Consider the following 16,870-nt stretch of genomic DNA (forward strand, 5'->3'; position numbering starts at 1 on the left):
TCCCTATCCAAAAACACCATGCAACAAGATTCAAAGAACATATTATCCCCTAATGAAAAACAGGCGTTACGGGACCGGATCATGGAATCGGCCCGCAAGGCCGATCACCACAGGAAATGGCAATTCCGCCGTCGTGTCCTGATTGGCGCAGCAGCCTGCCTGGCTATTTCCATCGGGCTGACATTCTTCTACCGCCAGCCGGCAACACCGGGTATCGAGGATTTTGTAAAATCCGCCCCGGACATCCGCCCGAATGAAGGCGATCAGGTTACCATCGTACTGGGCCAGGGGAAAAACCTGACCCTCGATGAGGATCAGGCCGGGGTGGCGTATTCCGAAACCGGGACTGACGTACGCGTTGGGAACCAGACCGTCAAACAGGAGGCGCTCAGGGACAACAAAGCCACCTACAACACCATTCTCGTGCCCTATGGCAAGCGTACCGACTTGAAGCTGTCGGACGGTACGGTAGTCTGGCTGAACTCGGGAACCAGGTTGGTCTACCCGGCCGTTTTTAACGAGGACAACCGGGAAGTCTACCTGGAAGGCGAGGCAATTTTTGACGTGGCCCATAACCCGGAGAAACCCTTCCGCGTATTGTCTGAACACCAGCGGATCGAGGTTTTGGGAACCGTTTTTAATGTCTCCAGCTATCCGGAGGACGTCGAAACGAGTACCGTTTTAAAAAGCGGGAGTGTTCGTGTGTCCTATTCGGCAAAAAAGGATGCGGCCATGCGGATGACTCCCGGGATGCGATCTGCGTTTAATGCCCGGACCCAAAAGGTCTATACCCAGCAGGTGGACCCGGAAGATTACTTTTCCTGGCGGGATGGGTTCCTGAGCCTGAAAAACCACAGCCTGGGAGAAATTGCCACGAAACTCTCGAGATATTACAACCGGACCGTCCGCATTGAGGACCCGGACCTGGCCAAAGAGACGTTTTCCGGAAAACTGGACCTGAAAGAAAATGTAGAAAGTGTTATCGGCATCATCTCGGATGCGACCGAAATCCATTTCCGAGAAACTGCTGACGCCATCGTATTGACCAAAGAACCAACCCAATAATGCGACGCCTATGAAGAAAAGCACATAAAAAAAGCCGACAGGTGCGCCAACACCCGCCGGCCGAAGTTTTAATTATCGCCAGAATAACGACAACTAATACTAAACTGAACTGTAAAATTATGAATAATTACGCAAGATGCGAGCAGGCTTTGAGCCAAATCAACTCCCGACGCATCATCTTCACCATTATGAGGACATTTCTGCTCTTTATCGCCATCGGGATAACCACATTGCAGGCAAATGATTCCTACGCACAGACACGGCTCGACATCGATGTCGAAAAAGTTACGTTGAAAACACTGCTCAACGAAATTCAAGGTAAAAGCGAATATATTTTCTTTTACAAGGACGGGGTTTTGCCGGAAAGCGAAATCGTTACCGTAAGGAAGGAAAATGCCACGCTGATGAACATCCTGGACCCGGTACTCCCGAGGTGGAACCTGGGCTACAAAATCAGCGACCGGCAGGTGACGATTTTTGCCCTGCCCCTGGCTAAAGCCCCGGGAATTGAAGAGGCCAATGTGCCTCAGGGATTTGAGATCAGCGGGACGATACTGGACCAGGAGGGGATTCCCCTGCCCGGCGCGAATATTGTCGAAAAGGGTACCACCACTGGAACGCAAAGCGATTTCGATGGCAATTATTCCCTGGTGGTTTCCGGCCAGAACGCAACCGTAGTGGTGTCCTACATCGGGTTTTCCACCAAGGAAGTAGCCGTCAACGGACAAGCTACTTTGAATGTTACCCTGGAGGAAAGTGCGGCGGCCCTGGATGAGATTGTGGTAGTGGGCTACGGTACCCAGCGCAAAAGCGACCTGACAGGATCCGTCACCTCCCTGAGCCAGGACGACCTGAACCCGGGGGCGAATGCCTCGGTAGACCAACTGATGCTCGGTCGGGCAGCCGGGGTGCAGATTACCCAGGCCAGCTCGGCGCCGGGGGGCGGACTTGCCATCCGGATCCGGGGGGCGAGTTCCCTGAATGCGAGTAATGAACCCCTCTACGTTATCGACGGGTTCCCGATTGACAACAGCCCGAACCTGAGTTCCGGCGGTGCGGCCCAAACCGGGGACAACCAAAGCCCCCGGAACCCACTCAATGCGCTCAACCCGGCGGATATCCAGTCTATCGAAATCCTCAAGGATGCCTCGGCAACTGCCATTTACGGTTCGCGGGGAGCCAACGGGGTGATCCTCATCACTACCAAGAAAGGCCGGGATGGCAAGGTGAACCTGACCTATGACGCCTATGCGGGCATGCAGACCGTTGCCAAGCAAATCGACGTCCTCTCTACCTCCCAGTACATCACTGCAATCAACGAACTGTCGCAGGCACAGGGGAACGGGGTGGTTTTTTCCCCGGAGGACATCAGCGCTATCGGGGATGGGACCCAGTGGCAGGATGAGGTGTTCCGCTCGGCGCCGATATCCAGCCACAACTTATCCATCAGCGGCGGCTCCGAAGCTACCTCCGTTTACGCCTCGGTCAATTACTTTGACCAGGAAGGGGTCGTGAAGAATTCCGGCATCAAGCGATATACCGGAAGGATCAACGTGGATACCCGATTGGGCGAGAACGCGCAGATCGGTATAAACTTCAACACAAGCCTCGTAAAGGACCAGAACAACGTGGACGGTATCCAGACCAATGAAAATGCCGGACCCATTTACGGTGCCTTGCTGTACGACCCGACGGAACCCATTTTCAATGCGGATGGCTCGTATGCGCAATCGCCCAACCTCACGGTAAACAACCCGGTGACCACCCTGAACGGGATTTTGAGCGAGAACGAAACCAACCGGACCTTTGGAAGCGCCTTCCTGAATTACAATTTCACGGATGAATTGTCCGGTAAATTCAATTTCGGAACGGACCGGCAAACTTCCCGCAGGGACATCTACAATTCCAGCCGCACGATTTACGGCAGCGCGGCCGGAGGGATCGCCAACATCAACGTACTCGAGCGGAACAACTACCTCTTTGAGTACACGATGACCTACAACAAAACCTTTAATGAAAACCATATCCTGACCGTTCTGGGGGGAACGACCTACCAGAAATTCAGCACCCGGTTTGTGTCGGCCAACATCAGCGGTTTCCCAACGGACGAAATTGGTACCAACAACCTTTCCCTGGGGAACACGAACAACGACGACCTGAACAGCGGCAAGGAGGAAAACACGCTGTTGTCTTACCTGGGACGGGTAAACTATACGCTCTTCGATAAGTTCCTGCTGACCGCATCGATCCGGGCGGACGGTTCCTCCCGTTTCGGGGAGAATACCAAGTGGGGGTACTTCCCGTCTTTCGCCTTTGGGTGGAAGCTGCAGGAGGAGGAGTTTATCCCTGAGATATTCGACCAGTTGAAGTTAAGAGCCAGCTGGGGCCAGACCGGGAACCAGGAAATTGGGAATTACGCCTCCCAACTGACATTTGGCACCGGCCCATTCGTTGTGCTCGGCGGAAATATCCAGAGTACGGTGGTTCCCCAGCGGATCGCCAACCCGGACCTGAAGTGGGAAACCACCGAACAATTCAACGTCGGTTTGGATGCATCCATCCTCAGCGGGCGGTTTAGCACAACCCTCGATTATTTTACCAAGAGCTCCAAGGACCTCCTGTTTAACCTGCCGCTCCCCGTTGCATCGGGTTATTCCTCCATCCTCACCAATGTGGGTGAGGTCCGAAACTCCGGTTTTGAATTCTTGTTCAGCAGCACAAATATTTCGACGGAGGATTTCTCCTGGAAGACCACGCTGAACTTTGCGGCCATCAAGAATGAGGTCGTCGACCTGGGCCGGATTGACAATATCGTGACCGGGAATATCCAGTCGGTTGGAAATACGGCCGTGATCCGCGAAGGCGATCCGCTGGCCGCCTACTACGGCTATGTGGTTACCGGTATTTTCCAGGAAGGGGACGATATCGCCAACTCGGCTCAGCCCACGGCAGAGCCCGGTTTTCCGATATTTGAAGACCGGAACGGCGACGGGGCGATCACCCCGGATGACCAGACAATCATCGGAAGTCCCTTCCCGGATTTCACCTATGGGATCCAGAACTCGATTTCCTGGAAGAATTTCCAGCTGGACTTCTTTTTCCAGGGGCAGGAAGGAGCCGACCTGATCAACATCAACGTCATCGAATCCCTGTATCCGGCCAATTTCCGCCGGAATCGCATCGCCGACCAGATTTTGAACCGCTGGACACCGCAGAATCCGAATGCACCCTGGCCGTCTTCAACGAACCCGAACGCCTACGGCGCGGGCAAGGTAAACAGCCTGACAGTAGAGGATGCGTCGTATCTCCGTTTGAAGACCCTGCAGCTGAGCTACAACGTACCGGTGAACAACCTGGATTTTATCAATGCCCTCCGGGTGTATGTTACCGGCCAGAACCTCTTTACCATCACGGATTACGCCGGGTTTGACCCCGAGGCCAACTCCCTGGGGCGCAGCAACGTCCGGGTTGATTATAGCAGTTATCCGCTGGCGAGGACATTCCTCCTCGGTTTGACCGCTAATTTCTAAACCCAACCATCAAAAATCATATAACAATGAAACCATATAAAATAACTCTCTTAGCCCTTATCGTATTTTTCCACCTGGGGTGTGAGAAGCGACTGGATGAAGAAGTCTTTTCAGAATTGTCTCCTTCCACCCTGTTTACAACGGAAACCGGATTGTCGACTTTGCTGAAGGCATCCTATACGAATGCGCACCGCTCCGGAGCTGTTGAAACCTGGGGCCCGCTCCATATCGAATCCATGACCTCCGGCGAGACCTGGGGGGCCGGCGGTTCCATCGAGAACCTGTGGATTGCCCTCATGGATTTTACCTGGGACTCCAACCATTCACAATTATTCTCTATCTGGCAGACACATTTTAGTAGTATCCGGGATGCGAACATCGTCCTGGACAACCTGGACAATGAGAATCTGTCCGATGGATTCCGGCAGGTAACTGAAGCTGAGGCTCGTTTTCTGCGCGGATGGAATTATGCTGCGCTGTACAATTGGTTCGGCCGGCTTCCGCTCTACACGTCATCGACGGACGACCCGCTGCAACCCCGGGCTACCGATGAGGAAACCCGGGCCTTCATCGAACAGGAACTCGAAGCAGCAGCTGCGAACCTGCCGGATCAGGCCACCGAATTCGGACGGGCCTCCAGGGGGACCGCACTGGCCGTACTGACCAAGTACTATCTCAATACCCGGCAGTGGCAGAAAGCGGCAAACGCCGCCCAGGATGTGATTGAACTGGGGCAATATGCGCTGCTGACCAACTATTCGGATGTGTTTGCCTTTGACAACGAGGGGAACCAGGAGCTGATCTGGGCGCACCCCAAGGACGGGGCCACCATTGCAGCAGCCGGGAACGCCCTGAATGCACTCACATTCCCCCCGGATTTTCCCGTGCCGTTTCCCAGCAACTCGGTTTTTGCGGCCCGCACCTACCTCTTCGACGATTTTGTCAATTCCTTCGAGGCTTCGGATACGAGGACCAGCCAGATCATTACGGAATGGACCAGTACTTCTACCGGGGAACTCGTCCAGGGGTTGGGCAACGACCAGTCCTTCCCCAATAAATTCCCCTTTGAGCCGACATCCGTAGGCCCCTGGGCGGGGAATGACGTGCCGGTTATCCGTTATGCGGATATCCTGCTCAGCCGGGCCGAAGCGCTGAATGAACTCAACGGGCCCTCCCAGGAAGCCATCGACCTGATCAACCAGGTGCGCAACCGGGCGGGAGCCACGCCTTTGGACCTGGCAGACTACAACCAAACCACCCTCCGGGAGGCGATCCTGCAGGAGCGGGAATGGGAATTTTATTTTGAGCAGAAAGCCCGGGAGGATCAGATCCGCCATGGCGTGTTCATCGAGCGGGCTCAGGCCCGTGGGAAGAACGCCCAGGAATTCCGCAGGTTGTTCCCCATCCCCCAGGTAGAGCTGGACGCGAATTCCCTGCTGGAACAGAATCCCGGATATTAATCAATAGATCTATTGTATATGCAAGTTTATAGAAGACTCCTGCCTATGCGCATCCTCAAGGGGAAGGCAATGGGCGCCCGCAACCTGATGGCCCTGACCATGTGCCTGGGCCTGATGGCGGGTTGTCAAAATACCGAAACCAGCCCGGGCGACAGCGAAGGAACCGCTGCTGCCGGGGGCATACCCGAAAAGCCGAATTTCATCATCGTATTTGCCGATGACCTGGGGTACGGCGACCTGAGCTCCTTTGGTCACCCGACGATCCATACAAAAAACCTGGACCGGATGGCAGCCGAAGGCCAGAAATGGACGAATTTTTATGTGGCTGCCAGCGTCTGCACCCCGAGCCGGGCGGGGTTGCTGACTGGGAGACTGCCGGTAAGGAACGGCTTGACGAGTAACGAGATCGGTGTGTTTTTCCCGGACTCCCACAATGGGATGCCGGCTTCGGAAATCACCCTGGCCGAGCAATTGAAAAAGGCGGGATACGCCACCGGGATGGTGGGCAAGTGGCACCTGGGGCACAAGGAGGAATACCTGCCGCCCAACCACGGTTTTGACGATTATTTCGGTATTCCTTACTCGAATGACATGGACTTTACGGGCCAGTTCACTTCCTACCAGGATTATTTTGGCCGGTATACGGAGCGCTATGAATCCCTGAAAACCGAGGAATATAACGTGCCATTGATCCGCGGGACGGAAGAGATCGAACGTCCGGTGAACCAGAACACCATCACCAAGCGCTATAACGATGAGGCGGTGAAATGGATTCGGGAGCACAAGGACGAGCCCTTTTTCATGTACCTGGCGCACAGCCTGCCACACGTGCCCCTGTTTACCTCGGATGAGTTCCGGGGCACCAGCGCCCGGGGTCTCTACGGCGACGTGGTGGAGGAAATCGACCATGGGGTAGGGCAGATCATGGAGCTGCTCGAGGCGGAAGGTCTCGCAGAAAATACCATCGTGGTCTTTACCTCCGACAACGGCCCCTGGCTGCCCACTGGTATCTCCGGGGGCAGCGCCGGCCTGCTGCGGGAAGGCAAAGGCACAACCTGGGAAGGCGGAATGCGGGAGCCCACGATTTTCTGGGCTCCCGGAATGCTGCCTGCCAAAGTTGTCATGGATATGGGCAGCACGCTGGACCTGTTTAATACCTTCAGCAGCCTGGCCGGGGTGCCCATGCCCGACGACCGGGAAATGGACGGGGTAGACCTGAGCCCGATCCTGTTCGGGGATGCCGAGTCGCCCAGGAAGGAAATGTTTTACTACCAGGGGGCCGACCTGTATGCCGTGCGCCTGGGGGCGTACAAGGCACATTTCTATACCAAGGAGGCCTATGTGATGGGGGCCGAACGGGTGGAACACAACCCGCCGTTGCTCTACAACGTGGAGGAGGACCCCTCCGAAAAATACGACCTGTCCGGGAAGCACCCGGAGGTCATCGAGGAAATCCGGCGGGTTGTGGAAGCGCATAACGCCAACATGGTCAAAGCCCCCGATTTGCTGAAAGATCGGGGTTGACCTGAAAAGAAATTGATTTATGTTTTGTTCTAGATGTAGATTGATTGTTTAGTTAGTTAATTCGAAGCGCGGTGGGGACACCGCGCTTTAACATTAAATGTATTTGTCATGAATTTCCATCAATCGGATTCCCGGCGGCTTTGCCCGCTGAACGCCATCCTGGCCCTCTTCTCCATAGGTTGTTTGGCCGCAGCAACCGGAACGTGTTATGCGCAAGAGCGCCCGGATGCCCCGAATATTCTCTGTATCCTGGTCGACGACCTGGGGTACGGCGACCTGTCCTGCCAGGGGGCCACGGATTTGCAGTCGCCCAACATCGATGCCCTGGCGGCCAACGGCATGCGGTTCACGAATTTCTACGCGAACAGCACGGTGTGTTCCCCGAGCCGCGCCGCGTTGCTTACGGGCAGGTATCCGGACCTGGTCGGCGTCCCGGGCGTCATCCGCCAAAACCCGGAGAACAACTGGGGGAACCTCGCGGACGATGCGGTCCTCATCCCCTCGGAGTTGAACCCGGCAGGCTACCACACCGGGATTATCGGCAAGTGGCACCTGGGGTTGGAAGAGCCCGATACGCCCAATGACCGCGGGTTTACTTATTTCAAGGGATTTTTGGGGGATATGATGGACGATTACTGGGACCACCGCCGGGGCGGCATCAACTGGATGCGGCTGAACCGGGAGGAAATCGACCCCAAAGGACATGCCACGGACCTGTTTACGGATTGGACTATCGATTTCCTGAAAGAGCGCCAGGGGGAGGAGCAGCCATTTTTCCTCTACCTCGCGTACAACGCACCCCACTTCCCGATCCAACCCCCCCGGGAATGGTTGGATAAGGTCCGGGAGCGGGAACCAAACCTGACGGAGAAACGGGCCAAAAACGTGGCTTTCGTGGAGCACCTGGACTATAGTGTCGGCCGGGTTATGGAGGCTTTGAAAACCACAGGGCTCGAAGAAAATACGTTGGTGGTTTTTGTGTCGGATAATGGCGGGGCCCTTTGGTATGCGCAGAGCAACGGCCCGCTCAGGGGCGGCAAACAGGATATGTACGAAGGCGGGATACGCGTCCCGGCCATTTTTTACTGGAAGGGAAAAATTGCCCCTGGCACCACCAGTGACAATACGGCCCTGTTGATGGATTTATTCCCCACATTTTGTGAATTGGCGGGACGCAAGCCCCCTGAAAATGTCGACGGCATCAGCCTTGTGCCCACCTTGACAGGGCAAGCGCAGGACACGGCCAACCGCTACCTCTACTGGGTCCGCCGCGAGGGGGGTGATTATGGCGGACAAGCCTATTACGCCGCGCGATTCGGGGATTTCAAGATTTTACAGAACACACCTTTTGAACCCATACAGTTTTTTAATATCGGCCAGGATGAGCTGGAAACTACCCCCCTTGAAACGGATTCGGAAGCGTACCGGGCATTGAGGGCCCAACTCATGGAACACATTCGCACGGCGGGAGGTGTGCCGTGGCAATAAGATGATAGGACTTTCTGCCCGCGTATAAAAAAGCTAAATTTCGCCCCGTGAAGCCGATCCGCCTCCATTTTCGCCTGGCCCTCGTCTATTTTTTGGTCGCCGCACTATTCGGTTTGGCCTTGCGGGGTTTCGGGGTGTTTGATTTACCGGGGAAATACAGGTTCCTGGTGCACACGCATTCGCATATTGCACTACTGGGGTGGGTCTACCTGGCTTTGACCACCTTAATTTACCACGCTTTCCTACACAGCTCCTCCATCCGGGCTCGTTATCACCGGTTGTTCCTTTTTACGCAATTGACCCTGTTGGGCATGCTCTTGAGCTTCCCCTTCCATGGGTATGCATTCTGGTCTATCTTGTTTTCGACCCTGTTCCTGTTGGCCTCCTACGGCTATTTTGCTTTTTTCCTATCCAATTCCAGGGCGGATCAACGAAAAGCGCCCGGTTTTCGCCTGGTCCGGGCTTCACTTATTTACATGGTCCTTTCCAGTTTGGGCCCCTGGGCGCTGGGCGGGATCATGAACACCCTGGGCCCGGAATCCGCCTGGTATCGGCTGGCCATCTATTTTTATTTGCATTTCCAGTACAACGGTTGGATGGTCCTTGCCCTGGCCGGGCTCGGACTGCATCTGGCCGGCAAACGGGGGATAGGCCTGTTGCCCAAACGATTTGAAACCGGGTTTTGGCTGCTTCAAAGTGGCATCATACTCTCCTTTTTCCTCTCTACCCTGTGGATGGAGCCACCCGGGGTGTTTTATGTGATCGGCGGCCTGGGGGCCCTGCTGCAACTCGCCGGGTTCCTCTACATTGGGAGCGCCCTATGGGTGGGCCTGCGCCAACGGTTCAACGGTTGGGCCTTACATCGCCTGTTGGTATTTGTCCTGGTACTATTCGGGGTAAAGCTTCTGTTGCAGGCCCTTTCAGCCTTGCCGGCATTCGCCACCCTGATAGCCGGGAATATCGATTATATAATCGGGTACCTGCACCTGACTTTTTTAGGAATCCTCACCCCCGCGTTGTGGCTCTTGGGCAAATCGCAAAGGATCATCCGGCTGCCCGTCGGTGGAACAGGGGTCTTCCTGCTGGGGTTTGTACTGTCGGAGTTGCTGATCTTCCTCAGGGGTTCCCAGGGCTGGCTAAATTTCTCTGTCCCCCTGGATTTTTCACAATGGATTTTTTACACGAGCCTGCTGATGGTCCTGGGGATTTTATGGATCATTACCTGCCAATGGCCGCGTAGCCATTAATCAGATGGGGCCCCGTTTGGATTCCCTCCCCCGCTTTGTTTAGCGACATCCTCTCCCCAATCTACCAGCTCCCAAAAGGCCGCAGGGCCGTCGGGCACGACCATGCCCGCAAAATCCGCAGCGATGAATCGCCGGGGCGGGTGTCCCGCCGGGGCCTTCATACAATAACCCAGGAGGAAGTGAAATAAATCTTCAGGGGAGTAGTGTAGCCGGTATTCCCGACGCACTTCGCTGCTCGCCTGTAGGCAGGTATCCGGTTCAAAGGGGTGGTCAAGGCAGGAGAGGCCGGAGGCTTTGCTGATTTCCTGCACAACGCGGAGGCCTGCATCGGTCTGCCCGGTGATATGGGTTCCGAACCAGCGGGTCAGATCCCGGTATATCAATGATACTTCAGGCTTCATCGTTTGCGGGCCTCGTAGATTTTAAGAAACAGCATCGTACTCATTTTCCGCGCCCGGTTTTTGGCAATCCAGGCATTATCCCCCTCAAAGAGTTCGTCCAGGGTTTCCGTCCACAGGTTGATCCACTGGCCAAAGTGGTCCATGGTAATGGTGCCACCACTTTGTACATCCACCTGCTGATGAGCCGTAACAGGGTTGCCCCAGTATTTTTTCACCGGGAAGAGCTGGCTTTCCCAAAAGTCCGTCAATACCTCAAAATGGCCTTCCCAGTCGGTGATGTTTTGCTCAAAAATGGGCCCGAGTACCGGGTGCTGCCTGATTTTACCGTAGAATGTGCGCACGAGCCGTGCTACATCCTTCCGATTTGCAATATCGCCTTTTTCCATAGTCCGATTAGCCGCGGTTGCCGGAAGGCGCTGTGAATACCCGTTCCAATTCCTGCGCTTTCGGGAACAGGATGTTGTTTTCCAAATGGATATGCCGGTGGAGGTCGGCTTCAAATTCCTGCAACAGGGCGTAGGCCACACGATAGGTGGCACAAGCGTCCGAAGGGGCCTGGTAGTCGTCGCTGAGCGCCGCGATTTTGCGGAAGCGTTCCCCTTCGTTGTCGTGTTCGTCCATCATGGCGGCAATCGGGTTTTTTACGGTCTTGAATTTAGGTCGTCCGGGAGAAGTCCCGCTTTGCCGGGCGTTTTCCATCTTGCGAATCCAGGGGAACAGTACCAGTTCTTCTTTTTTCATGTGCATGGCGAGTTCCCCGGCAGATGCGTACAGATGCTCCCGGATCTCGTGGAGTTCCGGGTGGCGCTCACCGTGGACCTTACAGAGTTTGTCCAGGTATTGCTTTAGGGTGGGCAGCGTGGCCTCCACATACCGGTGGTGGATTTTTTCGATGTAATCAGCCAGGAGGTCCAGGGGCCAGGAGGTACAATCTTCCCGGGGCCCTTCGCTCCTGAGGACTGCTGTCAGTTCTTGCAGGAGGTTATCCGGGTCAAGTCCTTTTTTGAGGGCCACTTCTGCAACCGTCCGGTTGCCCTTGCAGCAAAAGTCGATCTTGTGTTTTTTGAATACCTGGGCCGTACGATAGTCGTCGGCTACCCATTGGCCGATTGGTTGTTGGAGTGTTTGTTCCATGGCGTTGTACTTGGAGTTAATGATATTTTAAGGGTTTTAAATTGGGAATCCGGACGGTTACCTGATAATTAGGATAACATTATCCGAATTCTTACCAAAAATTTTTTATTCATCGTCAGGCTCCAGCTCAGCGCTTCAGGTAGCTGATCCCACTCCCGACCCCCAGGGTCATATCGTGGATGCTGGTGGTTTCCAACAAGGCCTTGAGCCGGTCCCGCACTTCGACGAATTCCCAGTGCACCGGACAGGGCTTATGTTCGTTGCATTTTTTCAGCCCCAAACCGCAACCCTCATAGACGCGGTTGCCGTCTACGACGGAAACGATATCTGCCAGCCTGACTTCTCGGATCCGTCCTTCGCTCATCTCAAAACCCCCTGAGGCACCTTTAACGGAATCGACAAGGCCATTTCGCGATAATTGCTGGAGTATCTTGGCCGTGAAGGCCACTGGTGAATCGATAGCATCCGCAATCTCCTTTAAGCTGACCCTTTGCCCTTCCAGGGATTTGTGGGCGATATATACCACCGCCCGAATTCCATATTCGCAGGCTTTTGAAAACATAATTATCCTGTACCCAGGGCAAAGATAATTATTTAATCGGACAAAAATGTCCTAATTAATTAATTTTTGGCGAGGCTTCTATCCGGGGGGGGCTCAGAGAAGCAAAACCGGATTCTTTGTATTCCTGAGGATACGGGCACTATCCGGGCTTTTGATCCCTATTCGCTGCCATATATTGGGTTTTTTTCGAAAATGGCCCAGGAGTTTGCCGTTTGTTCTCAGGACACCGGAGAAAGCGTTGAAATATCCGGAACGACCCAGGTCCTGAAAGGAATTGGTAACGCCGTTGAGCCGGCTGCGCCATGCCAGTTTCTGTTTCCTGTAGTCGGCCTCCGCGACATGACCGCGGCAAGCTGTCAGCACACGGACACTCGCATGGCAAAGTTGGGCAACCTCGCTCATCCGGGTTATCTGTTCCGGATCGGCCAGTCGGGAAAGATCGGCTAAAAGAAGGATCTCGCAACGTGTTTCAAACCGGGCCCCCACCGGCACGACCAGTAATGGAATATTGCGGATTTTCCTGGCGATTCGCAAAACTTTCCTGCTATAAGGTTTGTCGGAACAGATTGTCATTCCGCACATGCCCATGACCAGCAGGTCGATGTTGTTGGCTTTCATCACTTGTTCTATAGCCTGTTCCAGTCCTCCCGCATGACTGATGGCATAATATTTATGGCCGTCCGCCGGCCTTTCTTCCATGATCCGGCTCAGGATCCTGCCAAGTCCCCGTTCGGAATGCTGCCGGTATTGGGTATTCAGTCCATCGTCCGGGTCGAGTGCGTGCATCCGGTTCGGTCCAAATCCCTCACGCCGATAGCAGTTGAGGAGATATATGTCGCAGCCTTCACCCTGGAAAAGCCTCCGGGCATATTCCAAAGCTTCCCAGGCATTTTTTGAAAAATCTGTAAGGACGAGAATATTCTGGATGCCCATCACGATGTTCTTTGGTGTTGATACCTGTTTCCAGTCAATTTCAGCAGTAATGCCCGACGGACTTCGCGGTAATTCAGCAGGTGCTCCCTAAAGGCCTGCCGATGTTTTTCAAAATTGTTTAAATAAAAGGAATCGCAGGCGATGCTGTCGCATTCCAGGGCATTCCGCATGTCGTGCTCGTATCTGTTCAAGGCGGACATTTTGAGCATGTTGTCTCGTTTGAGTTGCTGAAGCTGGCTGGCAATTGCCGGGTTTTTCAACAGGCGTTGTTCAATCGCTGCAAGGATCCTTAGTTCCTCGCTGATAACCTCCAGGTCGTAGGACCAGGATCGCACATCGCGCCGATCCTTTTTAAACATGATTTGGTGATCCGTTTCGTGTTCGTAGAATGTTCGCAAATTCATATCAATAGATTTGTGTCAATAAAAACAGGTTCCTGTTCTACCTTTTCAATCCGTAGTCGCTTGGGACCCGAGGGAAACTCCCAGGAAACCGTATCGCCTTCGGCATACCCGAAGAGCGCGATTCCCATGGGTGTGAGGATGGAAATCTTGTCTTTGCTGACGTCCCTCTCGGGGGGGAGCACCAGCTGTACACGACGGCTCCAGCCATTTTCCGATGTGACGGTTATAATTGAGTGGAAGCGCACTACGTCGTTTTGCATTTCCGCCTCGTCCACGATTTTGGCGGAATCGAGTTCGGTGAGCAACTTCTGAATGGATTGCCAAAGCGTGGCATCGTGGTAATGGGCACTCAGGTTTACGTACCGTTTCAGCAGGACGTATTCCTTTTTCTCAATAAGTAATTGTTTGTATTTCATCTTGTTGTGATTATGGGAAAATTCCGCGCTGCGTATAGGCATCCGCCAGCCGCTCAATCGCGATGATGAATGCAGCCGATCGCCAGTCTACCTGGCGCTCCTCAGCCTCCGCTGTCACCCGGTTGAAAGATTCGCGCATTTTCTTTTCCAGGCGGTCCATCACTTCTTCCATGGGCCAGATTTCACTGTTTTTGTTCTGGAGCCATTCAAAATAACTGCCGATGACCCCACCGGAATTACAGAGGATATCCGGGATGATATCCACCTGTTTTTCCAAAAGGATGGCTTCGGCCGAAACGTCTGTGGGCCCGTTGGCACCTTCCGCAATCAGGGAAGCCTTGATGTCCGGGGCGTTTTTTGCCGTGATCTGGTTTCCAAGTGCAGCGGGGATAAGTATGTCACAGTCCAGGCCAAAGAAATCCCCGCTGTCTATCGGGCTGGCTTTTGAAAACCCGTGAATCCGGCCCCTGTTGGCACGGGCGTATTCGGCAAGTTCCCCTACGTCGATACCTTCGGCCCGGTATAGGGTGCCGGAAGCATCCTGTACGCCAATCAGGACCCCGCCTTCTTCCTCCAGGAAGTGCGAAGCCCAGTAGCCCACGTTTCCAAATCCCTGAACGGCAAAAGTTTTGCCGTGAAGGGTATGGCCCCGGGTTTCTGCCCAGAATTTAATCGTCAGGTATACGCCATATCCGGTTGCCCGGTCCCTTCCGGCCGATCCCCCAGCACCTATCGGTTTGCCGGTAACCACGTGGAGGTTCGTGGAGCGTTCGGCAGGGGACTTGGTACTCATGTAGGTATCCAGTATCCACGCCATGGTTTGGGCGGTGGTATTGACGTCCGGCGCGGGGATGTCCAGCTCCGGCCCGATGTTGTCCCCGAGGGCGAATGTAAAACGGCGCGTGATCCTCTGGAGTTCTTCCTGGGAGTAGCGTGACGGATCGAGCTGGATTCCCCCTTTAGCCCCGCCAAAAGGCAGTCCGGCCAGGGATGTTTTCCAGGTCATCCACATGGCCAGTGCCTTGGCGGCGTCTATATCCACGGTGGGGTGATAGCGCAACCCCCCTTTGTAGGGGCCGAGTGCATTGTTGTGCTGAACGCGGTAGCCAGTGAATATTTTCACTGTCCCATCATCCATACGCACGGGAAAATGAACCAGTAGCTCGTTGTTTGTGACTTCCAGTATCTTGCGGATATTCGGATTCAGTTCCAAAAGGTCCGCGGCATGATCGAATTGCCGCATGACATTATCCAGCATGCCCTGTTTTACAGGCTTTTTTGATTTCGGTTCTTTTATAACCATGATTCAGATTATTTATAAAATTGATTCTTCGATTGGAGCTCGGGTGTAGGCTTTTCTAATGGGTTGGGTTCGCCTACTTGCCTTGTGTGGCGCCAATCGGTCGGCCCGGTGCTCGTATTCGCTGCAGGAACTGATGCGGCCCTTATCCATTGTGAGCCGACACGATACCAGATAGGTACATGTCGAGCAGAGACTTCTTTTGTATAGATCCATTTTCGCAGTGTTAATTGAAATTCATCCATTCGCCTGCAGGCTGATTGTCTGGTCGTTTATTGGGATAGAACACCAGGACCAGGATGAGGATGCCGATCAATACCATAAACGCAACCTCGAGTTTGGATAAGAGCTTGTTCATGCCGAGGGATTTCTTCGAAATTGCGGTCAGTTCTTCACTTTCTTTAAGCTGGACCTGCACCAGTCCATCCAGTTTGCGGTGGATGCCCCGGAGGATGGCCAGCCCCTCGGCTCGTTTTCCCATACGTTCGCCGTTGCCAGGCAATACGGTATCCGCCTCCCAATTGTGTAAATTCTCGAACTCGCGCACGAGTTCCCTGAAGAGTACGGTCTCTTCGGGGGTAAGGTAGGTCGCACCCAGTGACGTGATGAGCTCTTCGGCCTTTTGTCGGTCGGCCTCTAAATCCGCCCCGTTTTCCATGCCGGCAAGCCGCAGTTCCCTTTGGTGGACCATGTTGTTGAGTTCGTATAAGTACCCCTGGACAACCACGCGGTCCTTGTAAACGGAATTAACCGTATGCTGAACAGTTGTGAAGTGCTTTTGATCCAACCGATTGGAGCCGAGGACTAATAAAAAGGCCAGTGCCAGGATCAAACCTGCCTGGATGCGTTGGGCCATTGTGAGTCTGGTGAACATGATTTGAATTTTTTTTAAGGTGTTAGGTTGTTAAATGGCGGTGGAAGGTTCCGGACTGGTCCCGGGTGCCAGACTAATGGAAGTGGTGTGGTTACTACTGATTTTGGCAATTGTGAGGGACATCGTATTCCCCGGTTGGCCGAACAAAATGACATCTCCTTCAGATCGGCCGATAATCGAAGCTCCCAAAGCGCTGATAACTGATATATCGCCGGGGGTTGTAATGGGTTTCCCTGAGGAAGCTAACCGGACGGTTCGTCGATATGACGGGACGCCTTTCAGGGTCACCCAGACATCTGGACGTACCACGTCGTCGGGGCATTCACCCTGATCCAGGATTAAGGCAGATGCCATGTTCCTCTTGAGTAGCCTCGCGGCGTGTTGGTGGGCGTAGTCATCGTATACCCGATTCGCCTCCAGGGACATCAGCAGGGCATCGTATTCCTGCCTTTCAAAAACGAGTTTTCCGTATTTCATCATAGCTTGGGTTTCTGACCCAGTACATTTCAATTGCCGTGCCCAAACAATAGAG

Annotated in this window: 16 protein-coding genes; 6 read left to right on the forward strand and 10 right to left on the reverse strand. The window is 54.1% G+C overall.

All coding sequences use genetic code 11. The features are described 5' to 3' along the window. Positions 1-18 precede the first annotated feature (18 nt). The 6 genes from RB2501_RS07275 (at position 19) to RB2501_RS07300 (ending at position 10,314) form a co-directional block, all read left to right on the forward strand. Entirely contained in the window at positions 19-1,065 is a 1,047-nt protein-coding gene (locus RB2501_RS07275; RefSeq protein WP_041327064.1) for a FecR family protein, read from the forward strand. Positions 1,066-1,253: 188 nt separating this feature from the next. Next, entirely contained in the window at positions 1,254-4,595 is a 3,342-nt protein-coding gene (locus tag RB2501_RS07280; protein WP_187289187.1) for a SusC/RagA family TonB-linked outer membrane protein, read from the forward strand. 26 nt (positions 4,596-4,621) lie between these two features. Then, positions 4,622-6,055, forward strand: a complete 1,434-nt coding sequence (locus RB2501_RS07285) for a RagB/SusD family nutrient uptake outer membrane protein (RefSeq protein ID WP_015754122.1) — start codon at positions 4,622-4,624, stop codon at positions 6,053-6,055. Between the two features lie 45 nt (positions 6,056-6,100). Next, the gene (locus RB2501_RS07290) at positions 6,101-7,579 is read left to right on the forward strand and encodes a sulfatase family protein (RefSeq protein ID WP_015754123.1); all 1,479 of its coding nucleotides are present in this window, start codon (positions 6,101-6,103) and stop codon (positions 7,577-7,579) included. 108 nt (positions 7,580-7,687) lie between these two features. Continuing rightward, complete coding sequence (locus tag RB2501_RS07295; RefSeq protein WP_015754124.1) at positions 7,688-9,067, forward strand: sulfatase family protein; 1,380 nt, start codon at positions 7,688-7,690, stop codon at positions 9,065-9,067. Positions 9,068-9,114: 47 nt separating this feature from the next. Then, positions 9,115-10,314 carry a hypothetical protein gene (locus RB2501_RS07300; RefSeq protein WP_015754125.1) on the forward strand — a complete coding sequence of 400 codons (1,200 nt, stop codon included), beginning with the start codon at positions 9,115-9,117 and terminating at the stop codon, positions 10,312-10,314. On the opposite strand, the gene RB2501_RS07305 is transcribed toward RB2501_RS07300, so the two are convergent. The 10 genes from RB2501_RS07305 to RB2501_RS07350 all read right to left on the reverse strand — a co-directional run bounded on the left by RB2501_RS07305 (position 10,311) and on the right by RB2501_RS07350 (position 16,818). After that, positions 10,311-10,715, reverse strand: coding sequence for a hypothetical protein (locus RB2501_RS07305; RefSeq protein ID WP_015754126.1), 405 nt, complete (start codon positions 10,713-10,715; stop codon positions 10,311-10,313). The two genes, RB2501_RS07300 and RB2501_RS07305, sit on opposite strands and share 4 nt — an antisense overlap. Beyond that, positions 10,712-11,101, reverse strand: coding sequence for a group III truncated hemoglobin (locus RB2501_RS07310; protein ID WP_015754127.1), 390 nt, complete (start codon positions 11,099-11,101; stop codon positions 10,712-10,714). The genes RB2501_RS07305 and RB2501_RS07310 overlap by 4 nt, the downstream gene beginning before the upstream one ends. A 7-nt stretch (positions 11,102-11,108) precedes the next feature. Next, on the reverse strand, positions 11,109-11,849 hold the full coding sequence (gene ric, locus RB2501_RS07315; protein WP_015754128.1) for an iron-sulfur cluster repair di-iron protein: 741 nt from the start codon (positions 11,847-11,849) through the stop codon (positions 11,109-11,111). Between the two features lie 127 nt (positions 11,850-11,976). Next, complete coding sequence (locus tag RB2501_RS07320) at positions 11,977-12,411, reverse strand: RrF2 family transcriptional regulator (RefSeq protein WP_015754129.1); 435 nt, start codon at positions 12,409-12,411, stop codon at positions 11,977-11,979. A gap of 93 nt (positions 12,412-12,504) precedes the next feature. Next, positions 12,505-13,344 (reverse strand): universal stress protein, encoded by an 840-nt coding sequence (locus RB2501_RS07325; protein ID WP_015754130.1) that lies wholly within the window; start codon positions 13,342-13,344, stop codon positions 12,505-12,507. Further along, positions 13,344-13,748, reverse strand: coding sequence for a hypothetical protein (locus tag RB2501_RS07330; protein WP_015754131.1), 405 nt, complete (start codon positions 13,746-13,748; stop codon positions 13,344-13,346). Before RB2501_RS07330 ends, RB2501_RS07325 begins: the two co-directional genes overlap by 1 nt. Further along, positions 13,745-14,164: a GreA/GreB family elongation factor gene (locus RB2501_RS07335; RefSeq protein ID WP_015754132.1), complete on the reverse strand. Its 420-nt coding sequence runs from the start codon at positions 14,162-14,164 to the stop codon at positions 13,745-13,747. Before RB2501_RS07335 ends, RB2501_RS07330 begins: the two co-directional genes overlap by 4 nt. A gap of 10 nt (positions 14,165-14,174) precedes the next feature. Continuing rightward, positions 14,175-15,467 carry a Glu/Leu/Phe/Val family dehydrogenase gene (locus tag RB2501_RS07340; RefSeq protein WP_015754133.1) on the reverse strand — a complete coding sequence of 431 codons (1,293 nt, stop codon included), beginning with the start codon at positions 15,465-15,467 and terminating at the stop codon, positions 14,175-14,177. Positions 15,468-15,690: 223 nt separating this feature from the next. Next, positions 15,691-16,338: an MCP four helix bundle domain-containing protein gene (locus tag RB2501_RS07345; protein WP_148214314.1), complete on the reverse strand. Its 648-nt coding sequence runs from the start codon at positions 16,336-16,338 to the stop codon at positions 15,691-15,693. Positions 16,339-16,368: 30 nt separating this feature from the next. Next, the gene (locus RB2501_RS07350) at positions 16,369-16,818 is read right to left on the reverse strand and encodes a GreA/GreB family elongation factor (RefSeq protein ID WP_015754135.1); all 450 of its coding nucleotides are present in this window, start codon (positions 16,816-16,818) and stop codon (positions 16,369-16,371) included. Positions 16,819-16,870: the final 52 nt, after the last annotated feature.

It is taken from the genome of Robiginitalea biformata HTCC2501, from assembly GCF_000024125.1.
Taxonomy (GTDB): Bacteria; Bacteroidota; Bacteroidia; order Flavobacteriales; family Flavobacteriaceae; genus Robiginitalea; species Robiginitalea biformata.

What these genes read in the sequence shown, in the direction of transcription:
- RB2501_RS07275 (WP_041327064.1), top strand. Translation starts at nt 19, where the DNA reads ATGCAACAAGATTCAAAGAACATATTATCCCCTAATGAAAAACAGGCG.
- RB2501_RS07280 (WP_187289187.1), top strand. Translation starts at nt 1,254, where the DNA reads ATGAGGACATTTCTGCTCTTTATCGCCATCGGGATAACCACATTGCAG.
- RB2501_RS07285 (WP_015754122.1), top strand. Translation starts at nt 4,622, where the DNA reads ATGAAACCATATAAAATAACTCTCTTAGCCCTTATCGTATTTTTCCAC.
- RB2501_RS07290 (WP_015754123.1), top strand. Translation starts at nt 6,101, where the DNA reads ATGCGCATCCTCAAGGGGAAGGCAATGGGCGCCCGCAACCTGATGGCC.
- RB2501_RS07295 (WP_015754124.1), top strand. Translation starts at nt 7,688, where the DNA reads ATGAATTTCCATCAATCGGATTCCCGGCGGCTTTGCCCGCTGAACGCC.
- RB2501_RS07305 (WP_015754126.1), bottom strand. Translation starts at nt 10,715, where the DNA reads ATGAAGCCTGAAGTATCATTGATATACCGGGATCTGACCCGCTGGTTC.
- RB2501_RS07310 (WP_015754127.1), bottom strand. Translation starts at nt 11,101, where the DNA reads ATGGAAAAAGGCGATATTGCAAATCGGAAGGATGTAGCACGGCTCGTG.
- ric (WP_015754128.1), bottom strand. Translation starts at nt 11,849, where the DNA reads ATGGAACAAACACTCCAACAACCAATCGGCCAATGGGTAGCCGACGAC.
- RB2501_RS07320 (WP_015754129.1), bottom strand. Translation starts at nt 12,411, where the DNA reads ATGTTTTCAAAAGCCTGCGAATATGGAATTCGGGCGGTGGTATATATC.
- RB2501_RS07325 (WP_015754130.1), bottom strand. Translation starts at nt 13,344, where the DNA reads ATGGGCATCCAGAATATTCTCGTCCTTACAGATTTTTCAAAAAATGCC.
- RB2501_RS07330 (WP_015754131.1), bottom strand. Translation starts at nt 13,748, where the DNA reads ATGAATTTGCGAACATTCTACGAACACGAAACGGATCACCAAATCATG.
- RB2501_RS07335 (WP_015754132.1), bottom strand. Translation starts at nt 14,164, where the DNA reads ATGAAATACAAACAATTACTTATTGAGAAAAAGGAATACGTCCTGCTG.
- RB2501_RS07340 (WP_015754133.1), bottom strand. Translation starts at nt 15,467, where the DNA reads ATGGTTATAAAAGAACCGAAATCAAAAAAGCCTGTAAAACAGGGCATG.
- RB2501_RS07345 (WP_148214314.1), bottom strand. Translation starts at nt 16,338, where the DNA reads ATGTTCACCAGACTCACAATGGCCCAACGCATCCAGGCAGGTTTGATC.
- RB2501_RS07350 (WP_015754135.1), bottom strand. Translation starts at nt 16,818, where the DNA reads ATGATGAAATACGGAAAACTCGTTTTTGAAAGGCAGGAATACGATGCC.